The 14,107-nt window shown below is 72.7% G+C and carries 5 protein-coding genes; 3 read left to right on the top strand and 2 right to left on the bottom strand.

The window, feature by feature from the left end; all coding sequences use genetic code 11:
* The first annotated feature begins 41 nt into the window (after window positions 1–41).
* The 3 genes from AB0C16_RS21985 to AB0C16_RS21975 are packed head-to-tail and all read left to right on the top strand — an operon-like array spanning window position 42 to window position 3,469.
* Window positions 42–248 (top strand): MbtH family NRPS accessory protein, encoded by a 207-nt coding sequence (locus AB0C16_RS21985; RefSeq protein WP_357685662.1) that lies wholly within the window; start codon window positions 42–44, stop codon window positions 246–248.
* A gap of 8 nt (window positions 249–256) precedes the next feature.
* On the top strand, window positions 257–1,219 hold the full coding sequence (locus AB0C16_RS21980; protein WP_357685660.1) for an LLM class flavin-dependent oxidoreductase: 963 nt from the start codon (window positions 257–259) through the stop codon (window positions 1,217–1,219).
* Window positions 1,220–3,469, top strand: coding sequence for a lantibiotic dehydratase (locus AB0C16_RS21975; protein ID WP_357685658.1), 2,250 nt, complete (start codon window positions 1,220–1,222; stop codon window positions 3,467–3,469).
* A 108-nt stretch (window positions 3,470–3,577) separates the two neighbouring features.
* Here the strand turns inward: AB0C16_RS21975 and AB0C16_RS21970 are convergent, their stop codons facing one another.
* Complete coding sequence (locus tag AB0C16_RS21970) at window positions 3,578–9,112, bottom strand: SDR family NAD(P)-dependent oxidoreductase (protein WP_357685655.1); 5,535 nt, start codon at window positions 9,110–9,112, stop codon at window positions 3,578–3,580.
* Complete coding sequence (locus tag AB0C16_RS21965) at window positions 9,109–13,914, bottom strand: amino acid adenylation domain-containing protein (RefSeq protein WP_357685766.1); 4,806 nt, start codon at window positions 13,912–13,914, stop codon at window positions 9,109–9,111. The genes AB0C16_RS21970 and AB0C16_RS21965 overlap by 4 nt, the downstream gene beginning before the upstream one ends.
* Window positions 13,915–14,107 lie beyond the last annotated feature (193 nt).

The following is a 14,107-nucleotide window of genomic DNA, read 5'->3' as shown; positions in this document are numbered from 1 at the left end:
GAGCCGGGCGGCGGAGGGGATATCCGGGTCAGGATTGGGGCGTGTTCGAGGACGATGACACCTGCGTGTACCGGGTGGTGCTCAACGATGAGGACCAGTACTCCATCTGGCCGGCGAACCGGCCGATGCCGAGTGGCTGGCGGGCGGAGGGCACGGAAGGCGCCAAGGACGACTGCCTCGCTCGTATCGACGAGGTCTGGACGGACATGCGGCCGCGCAGCCTGCGGCTGAGAATGGACGGCGAATGAGCCACCGAGTGGGAATCGTCCACGCGCCCCAGTACCTTCCGCTGCGGGAGACCCTGCACCGCGCCGTCATGGGCGACGAGCTGGGGGCCTCTTCCCAGTGGCTGATCCAGATGCCGAACCAGCCCGACAGCTCCATCATCATCGCCGGCATGGCCGTCAGGACGGAGCGGTCCATGCTCGGGAACGCCATCCTGCCGCTCTACTCCCGGCCGCCCGTCCTCATGGCCCAGGCGGCCATGACGCTCGACGACCTCTCGGGCGGCCGGTTCGCCCTCGGGCTCGGCCTCGGGCACCGGGGCGTCGGCGAGTGGATGGTAGGAGCCGGGAAGGCGCCGCATCCGACGGAGGGCATGCGCGAATATCTGCAGATCGCGGCCGGCCTCATCAGGAACGGCGCGGTCGACCACGACGGCACCTGGTTCAGCGGGCACGCCATGCACCCGCCCACCGCGTCCCGGCGTCCCGGCATGCCCATCTACGTGGGGGCTTTCGGGCCGCGCATGCTCGAGCTCGCCGCCGAGCTCGCCGACGGCGTGGTGTTGTGGATGTGCACCGCCGAGTACGTCCGCGACCAGGTCGTCCCCGCGCTGCGCCGGGGCTTCGCCAGGCGCGCCGACGGCAGGTATCCGGACGGGCGGGGTTTCGATGTGGCCGCCGTGGTCAGCGCCGCTGTGACCGACGACCCGGAGGAGGACCGCGAGTCGTTCACCGGTTACCTCTCCGAGTACCTGCGCGTGCCGACCTACCGGCGCCTCTTCTCCGCGAGCGGCTTCGACGCCCAGGTCAAGATGGGCCGCGCGGACGACGCGATGTTCCAGGCGCTGTCCGTGCGGGGCACGCCCGAGCGGGTCCGAGCCCGGTTCGACGAGTACGTGGCCGCGGGCGCAACGCATCTGGTGATCTCACCCCTCGGCAGCGCATACACAAGCCGCGACCGCTGGAGCGCCACGCTCCGGGCCGGGCTCGACTGAATGGACTCATGGCGGCCCTGGCCCGACGTCGTCGTCCGCGGCACGGGCTTTCCTGTCTCGGCGCTCCTCGACCTCGCCGACCCCGTGACCGCCGAGACGGCGCTCACGGACGGCCCGGACTCCAGGCGCCTGCGGGAGAGCTGGCACGAGGGCATAAGACGCACTGGCGTGCGACTCCTGCGCATGGCGGAGGAGGAACGTTTCCGCACGGCCCTGCTCTGGCAGAACCCCGCCGCGATCGACGGCGTCGCCGGCTGGCTGCGGCGCCACGAGGATCGGTACCGGCGCAACCAGGACAGGCGGCGCAAGGAGGCGACCCTCGCCAGATACGCCCAGCGCTATCACGCCCGCAACGAGACGATCGGTTTCTTCGGCCCGTACTCCTGGGCCGTCTTCGACGACGAGGTCCCCTACCTTGAGGCCTCGCCGGGTCCCGGCCTGGTCGCCCGCCGATCGGTGCACTTCGAGGACTGGGCGATCGACGCGGTGGCGGCGGCGCTCGCCGAGGATCCCGCGCTGCGCCGCAGGTTCCCCGCGGCGCGCCTGCCCGGCGTGGCCGTCACGGGAACCCTGGTGATAGGGCCCGACGGCGCCGCCCGCCGCCTCACCGCCGTACAGGCCGCAGTGCTGGCGGCGGTCGACGGAACGAGGACCCCCCGGGACGTCGCCGCCGATCTGCGCTGGCGTGGCACGCCGGGCGTCCGCGGCGAGCACGAGGTGCTCGCCGCGCTCGGCGAGCTCCAGGCCGCGGGGCTGATCTCCTGGCGGCCCGATGTACCCCAGGACGCCTGGCCGGAGCGCGCGTTGCGCGACGGGCTCACACGGGCGGCGCCGCACGCCGTCGCGGCCCTAGACCGGCTCGAATCACACCTCAGCGCCGTCGAGTCGGCCGCCGAGAAACCCGAGGCGCTGGAGAGGGCGCTCGCCGCCCTCGACGCGGACCTGGCCGCACTCATCGGCGCGGCCCCGATCCGCGCGAAGGACCAGCGCCCGACGGGCAGGCGCGCCGTCTACGAGGAGTGCGAGCGGGATCTGCGGCTCAGTCTGGGCGCGGGTCTGCGGGATGCGCTCGTACCGCCCATGTCCCTGGTGCTCACCAGTGCCCGTTGGCTGACCTGGAGGTTCGGGACCTGCCTGGAAGCACTCCTGGAGCGCCTGTACGGCGAGATCGCCGAGACGGGGCGGCCGTTGCCGCTCGGGCTGCTCGTCCGGCGGTTCCTCGACCTGCGCGGCGACCGATCCTGGTACGCGGCGGCGGCCGAGGAGTTCCAGCGCGTCTGGCATGAGGTGCTGGCGTACGAGCCGGGCACGCGGCGCGTGACGAGGACCGTCGCCGACCTGGCCCCTTCGATCCACGAGCACTTCGCCGCACCCTTCCCCGGCTGGTACGGCGCGGCCTACCACAGCCCGGACGTCATGATCGCCGCACGCGGCGCCGCCGAGGCTCGCGCCGGCCGCTTCGAGCTCGTGCTCGGCGAGATGCACCCCGCCATGGTCACCGTGGACTCCGCCACCTTCGCCGAGTTCCACCCCGACCCGGCCCGCCTGCGCCGCCTCGCGGAGACCGGGCCGGCCCGGCATCCACGCGTCGTCCCCCTCTATCCCCGGTCCGGAGAGTTCACCGGGCGGGACTACCCCACCCCCGAGCTGTACTCCGACCGCTACTGGTACATGTCCTTCGCCCCGGGCAACGGGCAGCGGGCCGCACCTGCGGGGCGGCGCCTGGAGCTGGCGGACCTGATCGCCCAGCGCAATCCGGACGACCCGTCGAAGATCGTCGTCCCCGTCCCCGGCGGGGCGCGCCTCGGCGTCCTCGACGTCTTCGGGGAGATCGCCCAGGAGCAGCTCGGCGACCTCTTCCGCCCGCTCGCGCCACAGCCGCATACCCCCAGGGTCACGGTCGACAGGCTCGTGATCGCCCGCGAGGCGTGGCGAGTGCCCGCTGTCGAGATCCCCGGCTGGGACGAGGCCGACGAGGCCGCCGCCTACGTCCGCGTACGGCGCTGGGCGCGGGACCTCGGGATGCCCCGCTTCGTGTTCTGGCGGGCCGGTCTCCGGCAAAAGCCGGTCTACCTGGACTTCGACAGTCCGCTGCTGGTCGGCGTGTTCCTGGCCGGAGTGCGGAGGAGCGGGGGGGTCGTCGCCGTGACGGAGATGCATCCCGATCCGCACCACGCCTGGTTGCCGGGCGACGACGGACGCCCCTGCACCAGCGAGCTGCGACTGGTGTTCACCGACCCTCTCGCCTGACGACTCCTTGGCCTGGGCAGGCCCGCCGTACACGGATTCGGGGTATCGACGCGCGCGCAAAGGGGTGCGGCCCGGTCACCGCAGCGACCGGGCCGCACCCTTGTTGGCTTACCTGTTCAGCAGGGCGAGCACCTCCGCGGCCTCGCGCTCGGACATGGCCTCCACCTTCTCCAGCAGGGACTCCTCGATCGCTGCGGCCAGCCGGCGGACCGTCGGCCGCTCGAAGAGGGAGCCGACGGGCAGGTCGACATCGAAGCGTTCGCGCATCCTGGCTCCGAGCTGCACAGCGACCAGCGAGTTCCCGCCGAGCTCGAAGAAGTCGTCCTCGGCCCCGACCTCACTCACGCCCAGGGACTGGGCCCACAGGGACGCGAGCACGGCCTCCGCCCCCGTCGCAGGCTCGACGTAGGGGGTGTCGAGGAAGCGTTCCATGGTGCCCGCGGCGGTGAGCTGCGCGTTCGCCAGCTCCTGCTCGATCACGTCACTGTTGAGATCGGCCGTACGGCGCAGGTTCCGCGCCAGGCCCTCGGGACAGACCACTACGTGGCCGGCGAGCGAGGTGTCCAGCAGCCGGCGCAGCACGTCCGCCCCGTACTCCGGCGTGATGCCCCAGTCGGAGACCGCGCCCCGGTCCTCGGGATCGACCGACACCGTCGGCCGCGTCTCGTCGCCCCGGACCGACGCGATGATCGCCTCGTGGTCGATCCGGCGGAGGGAGTAGCCCTCGACCCGCACGAGTTCACGGCCCTCGTCGTCGATCAGGGTAATGTCGGAGCTGACTATCTCGCCGTCGCCCGCGTCCAAGTGCCGTACGTGCGAGAAGAACCGCGGCGGCAGCGGACGCCGGACGATGATCCGCTGGTACGAGAAGGGCAGGTACTGATCGCCCCGGGACCGCAGGATGGGCAGATGCTGGCTGTTGGAGACGGCGTCGTCGAACAGTGACGGATGCAGGGCGAACCTGTCGCACTCGGAGTGGAACTCCGGGCGCAGCTCCAGCCGCGCGATCTCCTCTCCCTCGCCGACCCGGACCAGTCCGACGTTGTTCCAGTGCGCCCCGAACCTGACGATCGCGCTGCTGTCGAGCTTGGAGTCGTCGTACTCCAGCTCGGTGCAGGCGGCCTTGATGGCGTCGAGGTCGTGACCGGGCGCGGGCGTCGCCTCCCGCACCCTGACCCGCGCCTTGACGTGCTCGGTCCAGTCCGCGTACCCGCGTACGACGGGCGCGGTGATGATGGTCGCGTCGTACTCGTCGCCCTCCTCCCTGAGGACGACACGCAGCTCCCTCGGGCCGGTGACGACGGCGGGGCCGAGGAAGATGACGTCGCTGATCTCCACCTCGTCGCCGGTCGAGCCCGCCGCTAGGCCGGCCGCCTCGTGGATCAGCTCGAGGCAGTACGTGCCGGGCAACACGGCCGCTCCGCCGATCCGATGTTCGGTCAGCGCCCAGTGCCCGTCGGGCTCCAGCAGCGCCGAGAAGATCGCGTCGCTGGTGCGGTCGCGGACGCGCCGGTCGAGCAGCGGCGCGTCGACGTCCTCGTAGCGGATGCCGCTCTGCAGTTCCCGGAAGAGATGCGGCGCGGACTCCTCTGCCTCCGACGCCATCCCGACCTCATTCCACATCCCCCAGCCAATCGACAGCACGGGCGCGCCGCGGGTGCTGAGACGGCGGGCGAAGGCGTCGAGGAAGCAGTTGGCGGCGCAGTAGTCGACGAGGCCGAACGTGCCGACCACCGCCGCGATCGAGGAGAAGAGCACGAGGAACGCGCCGCTATCCCCGAGCACGCGGTGCAGAGCGAGGGTGCCCGCGACCTTGGGCCGGAGCACCTCCTCGGCCTCCTCGCGCGTGCGCACGGCGAGCATTCCGCCCGCCGTCACGCCCGCGGAGTGGAACACCCCGTCGATCCCGCCGAAGCGCTCCTCGGCGGCGGCCGCCAGCTCCCTGAGCTGCGCCTCGTCTCCGATGTCGCAGCTTGCGACCATGATCTCGCCGCCCGCGGCCTCGATCTCCAGGAGCCGCCGGATCCGCGAGCGCAGGTGCTCATCGGCGGTCTCGTCGGCGAGCAGGGCGTCCCAGCGCTCGCGCTCGGGGAACCCGGACCGGCTGGCGAGGACGAGCCGTGCCCGCACCGCCCGGGCGAGGTCCAGCGCCACGGTGAGACCGATTCCGCCGAGCCCGCCGGTGATCAGGTACGTCCCGCCCGGCTTCAGGAGCGCGGGCACCCCGCCCGGGCCGGGCATAGGCAGCCTGTCGTACGACCAGGTCCAGCGCTTCCTGCCCCGCCAGCCGATCTGCACGTCGTCGCCCGGAGTGTGGATCTCCCCCAGCAACTGGCCTGCCACGGCCTCGTCGCCCAGCGTGCAGGGCACCTGGATGTCCACGCTGCGGCAGGTGACTCCGGAGATCTCCCGGTTGATGAGCTGAACCGGTCCGAGCAGGAGGGCCTTGGCCGGTTCGATCGGCTCGTCGCCGGCGATCTCCTGAACGCCGGCGCTCACCACGGTGATGGCGATCGGATGCCCGGGGGAGCGGCGGTCGACCTCCTGGGCGAGGAACATGAGCGAGTAGAACCCGGTGTCGGCAACCGCACCCACGTGGGCTTCGTCGAGCACGTCGCAGACGGGCTCGACCGCCGTCCAGCCGTGCACGATGTGGGTTGGGGTGGCTCCGGCGGCGAACCTGTCGAAGAGCCGCTGGTAATCGCCCCGGCTTCCCGGGAGGAGAGCGACGCGCATCGCGTCGATCTCGGCGAAGTCCGTGCCGGGGATCACCATGGTCACCTCGGCGCCGTCCGCCGCGAGCCGCCTGCCGAGTGCCTCCACGGGCCCCCGCCCCGGGCTGAAGATCAGCCAGCGCGCCCCGAGATCAGCGGCCGGAACGTCCAGGGGCAGCGGGCTCTCACGCCACGTCGTCCTGAAGACCGCCCGCTCGACCGGAAGCAGGTCGGGTTCGTCCGCGTTGGCCTCGGCGGCTTGGATCTCCGGGTCGGGGTCCACCCAGAAGCGCTGCCGCTCGTACGGGTACTCGGGCAGCGGCGTCTTGCGGCGGCGTCCCCGCCCGGCGGCCCAGTCCAGGTCCACCCCGGTCGCCCACAGCCGGCCCGCCGCGGCCAGGAACGTCATTTCGTCGTCGGCCTCCCGGAGGGGGTGACGCATGGTCGGCACGATGGGCGTGCCCTGGCCGGCCAGACACTGCTTGGCCAGCGTGGTCAGGCTCTCCCCCGGACCGGCCTCCACCAGGACGACGGCCTGGTCGGCGCCGACGGCGGCCAGGCCGTCGGCGAACCTGACCGGCCGGCGCAGGTGCTGGGCCCAGTAGGCCGGGTCCATGGCCTGCTCGTCGGTGATCCAGGTGCCCGTGACGTTCGAGACGAATGGTATGGTCGGCGGCTTTGGGGCCGTCTTCGCCACAGCCTCCTGGAACGGCGCCAGCGCGGGCTCCATGAGGGCTGAGTGGAATGCGTGCGACGTGTGGAGCCTGCGGCCTTCGATGCCCTGGCGGCGGAGGGTCTCATCGAAGTCGGCGATCGCCTCCTCGGGACCGGCAACCACGGTCACGTGCGTGGCGTTCGCCGCCGCGATCTCCACCTCTCCATAGACCATGGCTGCCAGCAGGCTCTCCTGCATCGGTACGGCGAGCATGGCGCCGCGCGGCATGGACTGCATCAGCTCGCCCCGCGTGGCCACCAGGTCGAGCGCGCCCTCCAGCGAGAACACACCGGCGACGTGGGCCGCGACGTACTCGCCGACGCTGTGCCCGATCATCGCGGCGGGCCAGATTTCCCACGACTCCAGGAGCCGCGCCATGGCGTACTCGACGGTGAATAGCGCGGGCTGCGTCAGGCGGGTCTCGGCGAGCTGCCGGGCCGCGTCCTCCTCCTGCCCCGGCTCGGGGTAGAACAGACCCCGCAGGTCAAGGCCGAGTCGGCCCCGCAGGTGCTCCGCGCAGTGATTGACCGCGGCGCGGAACGCCGGCTGCCGCTCGTAGAGGTCGCGTCCCATGCTCGGGTGCTGCGCCCCCTGTCCGGGGAACATCAGGGCCACCGTGCGCGGCACGGCCGCGGACGAGGAGACGACGACCTGCGGCCCCTTGGCCATGCCGAGCAGGGCCGCGGCCTCTCCCGGCTCCCGGGCGACCACGGCTCTGCGGTGCGGGTGCTCCGCGCGGCCCGTCTGCATCGTCCTGGCGACGGCGGGCAGCGGGAGCCCGGGGTTGTCGCGCAGATGCACCGCCAGGCGCCGGGCCGCCTGCTCGGCCGCCGCGGGTGTCTTGGCGGACACGGGGATGAGCTGCCAGCTGTCCGCGGGCTCCGCCGCCTCCGGTTCCGGCGCGGGCGGCTCCTCGACGATGAGATGGGCGTTGGTGCCGCCGATCCCGAACGAGCTGACGCCCGCGCGACGCGGGTTCGCCCAGCGCGGCCATTCGCGCAGGCCCGTGTTGATGAAGAACGGGCTGTCCTCCAGCTCGATGGCCGGGTTGACCTCGTTCACGTTGATGCTCGGGGGCAGCTGCTCGTGCTCCAGCGCCAGGCAGACCTTGATGAGCCCGGCCACGCCGGCCGCCGGGCCGAGATGGCCCACGTTGGGCTTCACCGAGCCGATGCCGCAGTACTGCTCGCCCTCGGCCCCGGCGAGCCGGAAGGCCCGGGAGAGGGCGGTCACCTCGATGGGGTCGCCCACCAGCGTGCCCGTCCCGTGCGCCTCGACGTAGGTGACCGACTCGGGGTGGATCTCGGCGGCGGCCAGCGCCTCCAGCACCAGCTTCGTCTGGCCCTCGATCCCGGGGGCGGTAAAGCCGGCCCGCGCCGAGCCGTCGTTGTTCACGGCCGAGCCCCGGATGACGGCGTAGATGTGGTCCCCATCCGCGCGGGCGTCGGCCAGGCGCTTGAGGGTGACGACCCCCACCCCTGTGCTGAAGATCGTGCCGCTGGCCTTCGCATCGAAGGCCCGGCAGTGGCCGTCGCGGGACATGATCCCGCCTTCGAGCCACCAGTAGCCCTCGCCGTACGGCAGTTCGACCTCGACGCCGCCGGCCAGCGCCATGTCGCATTCGCCCAACCGCAGGGCCTGGCACGCCAGATGCACGGCCACCAGGGAGGTGGAGCAGGCGGTCTGCACGTTCACGGCCGGTCCCTGGAGGCCCAGCCGGTACGCGACCGCCGTCGCGAGGTAGTCGGGATGGTTGCTGACCGCGATGCTCATGCCGCCCGCGGCCCGCCGGACCGCGCGGTTCCGCTTGACATAGTCCTCGCCGTAGAAGTCGTTGGCGCCCCCGCCGTACACTCCCACGACTCCGTCGTAACGCGACAGCACGCAGCCCGCGTCCTCCAGCGCCGAGTGGCACGTCTCGAGGAAAAGGCGGCCCTGCGGATCCCGGATCTGAGCCTCGAGAGGGGTGAACCCGAAGAACCGGGCGTCGAACCCCTCCATGTCCTCGATCATCGGGGCTGCCTTGACGTACGCGTCCTCGCCCAGCTGCCAGTCGGGCACCCCTCGCTCCCGCAGCTCCTCGTCCGAGAGAAACGTGATGGATTCGACGCCCTCGGCCAGGTTCCGCCAGTACTCTCGCACGTCGCGGGCGCCAGGGAACCGTCCCGCCAGGCCGATGATCGCGATGTGGTCGTCGCGCAAGTCGGCGCTCATGTCTCGCCTCCTGAAGGTGATAAGCGGCGGGCCGCCAGACGACGCGCCCGTTCGGCTTGGTGCTCGCCACGGCCGGTCTCCCGCCTGGTGGTCATCGCGGTCGACCGGCTGCCGCGCAGATGCCGGGCCAGTGCCCGGACGCTCGGGTATTCGTAGAGGGTCAGCAGTGGGATTTCGACGCCCCAGCAGTCCTTGAGCGCGGCCTGGACCGCCAGCATCCGGACCGAGGAGCCGCCGAGGTCGAAGAAGTTCTCGTCGAGCCCCACCCGATCCGAGAGGAGCACCTCCGCCCATATCCCGGCGATCACGTTCTCCGCGTTGCCGGCGTCCGCGACGGTCGCCGGGCCTCGCCGGGGTGTCGAGGGGAGCGGAAGGGCGGCGCGGTCGACCTTGCCGTTCGGGGTCATCGGCAGCTCCTCCATCAGCACCAGGGCCGAAGGCAGCGCGTGCGCGGGCAGGTCGGCACGCAGGTCGGCCCGGAGGCGGTCGAGAGTCGGGCGGGAGCCGTCCGCGCCCGCCACGTAGATGACGAGCCGGGGCCCGCCGGGACCCGGGCGGGCGACCGTGACGCACTCGCGCACGTACGGCAGGCGCGTCGCGAAGACATCCACCTCGCCGGGCTCCACCCGGAATCCGGAGATCTTCACCTGGTCGTCGGCCCTGCCGTACACGCGCACGCGCCCGCCGGGCAGGTGCCGCCCGAGGTCGCCGGTGTCGTAGACCCGGCCCCTGCCGTGCGTCAGGTACGGCGTCCGCACGGTGACGCGGCCCAGCTCCCCCGGCGCGGCGGGCCGGCCCCCGGCTCCGACGACGACCAGCTCGACGCCTTCGATCCCGCACCCGACCGGAACCCGCCCGGTGAAGGTCTCGGACGACGAGATCTCCTGCCAGCTCATGGCCTGCGGCGTCTCGGTGGACCCGTAGAAATTGACTAGGGAGGCGTTGGGCGCCAGCCTGCGCGCGAGATCCACGTCCGCGCCGAGCAGCGCGTCGCCGCCCGAAACCAGGAGGCGCAGCGCGGTCAGCGGGGCCTGGTCCGCCGCCGCCAGCATCCTGATCAGCGGAGGCGTCACATGGGCCACGGTGACGGCCTTGGCACGTAGCCAGCGCGCCAGTTCCCTCGGGGCGCGGAGCGCTCCAGACGGCGGGACGCACAGAACGCCTCCGGCGTACAGAGGGGCGAACACGTCCCGTAGCACAGGGTCATGGGCGACGCCGGACAGCAGCGCGAACCTGTCGGAGGGGGACAGCGCGAACCGGTCGGCGTACCACTTCAGGAAGTGGGCGACGGGCGTCTGGCCGCCGAAGACCGGGGCGGGCTCCCCCGTGGTCCCGGAGGTGAACGCGACATACGCGAGTGGTTCCGCGGGCGTCCCACGGAGCGGGGGACCCACCCGCGGCCCGTCCTCCGCCCTGGCCCACACGGTCGCGACCGCGCCTGCCCGCTCCGCCTGTGCGGCCAGCCGCCGCTCGGGATATGCCGGATCGAGCAGGCAGAAGGCCGCGCCGGCCGCCAGGACGCCGAGGAGGGTCGCGGGCAGGGCGGCGCAGCGCTCAGCGCGCACGGCGACCACGTCGCCCGGGCCCAGACCGGCCTCGCGCAAGTCGCGGGCGACAGCGCCGGCCCACGCTCCGAGCTGTGCGTACGTCACCTCGCCGGCCTCTGATTCGACGGCCACGGCGTCCCGCCGCCCACGCGCCCGCGCCGCCGCGATCGCGGTGATCGGCGCGTGCTCCTTCGGCTCCGCGACCGGCCGCTCCCGCCGTACGGTCAGCGCGTGCTCCTCGAACGGCAGGTCGGGGTCGGCCGCCGCGCGCAGCAGCAGCCGGCGGTACTGCACGAGCAGGGCGGCCATCTGGTCGCGATCGCAGCGCTTCTCGTTGAAGACCAGCTCGACGCTCAGGCCGTCCGGACGATCGGTGACGTAGACGTTGAGGTCGAAGATCGCGCCGGCGGGCGGGGCGTCGAGGATCTCCGTCCGGAGCCCCGCGAACGCGGGCGCGGGATCCGGCGGGCCGAGGTGGTTGAACCATACGGTCAGCGGGACCTCGCCCACCGCGCGCTGCACCACGTCGAAGGGGATCTCCTGGTTCGCGGCAGCGTCGGCGACGAGGGAGCGGGTCTGGCGCAGCAGGTCGGCGAAGCTCGTTCCGGGCGGCAGCCGGAACCTGAGCGGAACGGTGTTGACGAAGAAACCCGCCAGGTTCTCGGTGCCGGGCACGAAACGGTCTCCGAAGGGCGCGCCCACGATCAGATCTCGCTGGCCCGACCAGCGGGACAGCAGCGCGGCGAAGGCGCCCAGCAGCACGGTGAAGACGGTGGTCCGATGCTCGGCGGCCAGCCACCGCACCACCTCCGCCACCTCGCCGCCCAGCAGCAGCCGGCGGGTGCCCACGCCTTTCGACGACCGGAGCGGCTCGGGCAGCGCGGGAGGGGGCGGGACGTCGCGCAGCCGCTCGCGCCAGTGGTCGAGCTGGCCCTCGAGTTCACCGTCGCGCAGCCGCCGGGCGTACCACGCGGCGAAGTCCAGATAGGTCGGGGCGGTTCCGGGCGGCCCGGGCCGCTCGCCCGCGGCCAGGGCCGAGTAGATCACTCCGAGGTCGTCGAGCAGGATGCGCATGGTCCAGCCGTCGGAGACGAGATGGTGCAGGACGAGCACGAGAAGGTGCTCGCCGGAGCCGGTCCTGGTCAGCGCGGCCCGAAGGAGCGGCGGATCGGCGAGGTCGAAGGGCCGCCGGACGAACTCCTCCAGGCCGTCCCAGCCCCCGTCTTCGAAGAACTCGATCGCGGGAGCCGGAACGACCCGCTGGACGGGACCGTCCGGCGTCGCCGCGAACGCCGTCCGCAGGGCGGGGTGGCGTGCCACGAGCAGGTCGAGCGACGCCCGGAGCACGTCTCGGTCGAGCGGCCCGGAGATCCGGACGACCGTGGGGATGTTGTACGCCGCGAGCCCGCCGCCGACCTGGTGCAGCGCCCACAGCCGGTGCTGGCCGGGCGACAGAGGTCCCTCCGTGCGGCCGGGGTCGGCCGGGATCGGCGGCAGGACGCCCGCCCCGGAGACCAACCGGGCCAGCTCGCCCACGGTGGGATGGCGCAGGACGGCCCCCGGCGGCACGTGCGCGCCTGTCTCCTCCATCAGCCGGGCCGCCATCCGCGCCGCGAGCAGCGAGTCGCCGCCCAGCTCGAAGAAGTCCAGGTCGGTCCGCGTGACCTCGACCCCGAGGAGATCGGACCAGATCCGGGCGACCGCCGCCTCGGCCGGCGACCGGCCGGGGACGCGCCTCGCCCCGGCCTCCGGCTCCGGCAGCCGTCGGCTGTCCAGTTTCCCGCCCGGGGTCACCGGGAGCTCCGGCACGAAGACGAGCGCCGCGGGCACTGCGGCGGGCGCGAGCCGGGCGGCCGCGAACCGGCGGATCTCGGCCTCGGCCTCCCAGGCGTCGACCTCGCCGCCGGTCACCAGGTACGCGAACAGTTCCGTCGCGCCCGCGGCGGCGCGTGGCACGACAGCGGCCGCGCGCACCCGCGGATGGGACATCAGGACGGCCTCGATCTCCGCGGGCTGGATCCGGACCCCGTGGATCTTCACCTGGTCGTCGGTTCTCCCCAGGTGCAGAAGGTCGCCGGACGGCAGCCGGGCCACGCGGTCGCCCGTGCGGTAGAGGCGGGCGCCGCCGGGACCGGCGACGAATCTGGCGGCGGTCATGGCGGCGTCGGCGAGGTAACCGCGGGCGAGGTGCCGGCCGCCGACGTAAAGCTCGCCCTCGTCGGCGGGGCGCATCTTCTCGTCGAGCACGTGCAGGTCGGTGCCCGCGAAGGCCCGGCCGATGGGCACCCCTCCCGTCGCCGGTGGAGGATCCGGGACCTCGTAGTAGGTGCTGTCGATCGTCGCCTCGGTGAGGCCATAGATGTTGAAGACGCGGACTCTCCGCCCTGTCACCTCGCGGACGGCCGCGTAGTCGGCGGCGGTCAGGCTCTCACCACCCGACACCAGGCAGCTCATGAAGTCGAGCCGCCCGCCCGTCTCCCGCAGATGGGCGACCAGGGGACGTAGCAGGGAAGGGGTCAGGTTGGCGAAGTCGACGCCGCTGTCGCGCATGAGGGCGTACAGGGCCGCTGGGCTGAGCAGGACCTCGCGGGGGCAGACCACGAGCCGGGCCCCGGTGAGCAGGCCACGCACCAGGTCGCCGATCGCGACGTCGAAGCCGAGGCCGGCGACCTGGAGGACGACGTTCGACTCGGTGCCGAACCGGTAGACCTCCGTCCAGGCGTCCAGGATCGACAACAGTGAGCGGTGGCTGACCCCGACGCCCTTCGGCCGCCCAGTCGTGCCGGAGGTGTAGATGACGTACGCCAGATCGTCCGGTCGCACCTCGCCGCCTCCTGGGCCGGGGCGGTCCCCCGCGGCCGCCCTGGGGCCGTCACCGGCCGCCAGACGATCGGGGTGAAGCACCGACCCGGTGTAGAAGGCGGCGCGCGGGCGCAGCCCGGCCTGGGTGAGGAGGGCCGCGGGAGGTGTCTCCTCGAACATGTCGCGCAGCCGCGCACGCGGTGTCTGCGGGTCCACGGCGAGGAGAGCGGCCCCGGCCTTCCACACCCCGAGCGCACAGGCTGCGACAACCGCCGAGCGCTCCAGGTACACGGCGACCGGCATTCCGGCGCCGACGCCGCTCGCACGAAGCCGCTCCGCGATGCGATCCGCCCACGCGTCGATCTCCCCCCGACTGAACATGCGCCGCCCCTCCTGGACAGCCGGGGCGCCGGGTGCGGAGCGCGCGAGATCCGCGAAACGCAGGTGAAGCATGTCAGTCACGGCGCCGCCCCCCGGGAGCACGCGGCCCGGCGAGCGGGTCCTCCATGTGCCGGGCGGAGTCGAGACCGGGACCGAGCCGACCCCGGACGAGGCGGTTCGCCGACGGGACATGTCGATGCACGGCACCAAGATTCATAGCATCGAGGAGGGAGGACAACGCATCTCGGCGATCGTGGCGAGAAGT

The organism is Nonomuraea sp. NPDC048916, assembly GCF_040649575.1.
GTDB lineage: Bacteria > Actinomycetota > Actinomycetes > Streptosporangiales > Streptosporangiaceae > Nonomuraea.
This window is presented reverse-complemented; position numbering and strand designations above follow the sequence as displayed.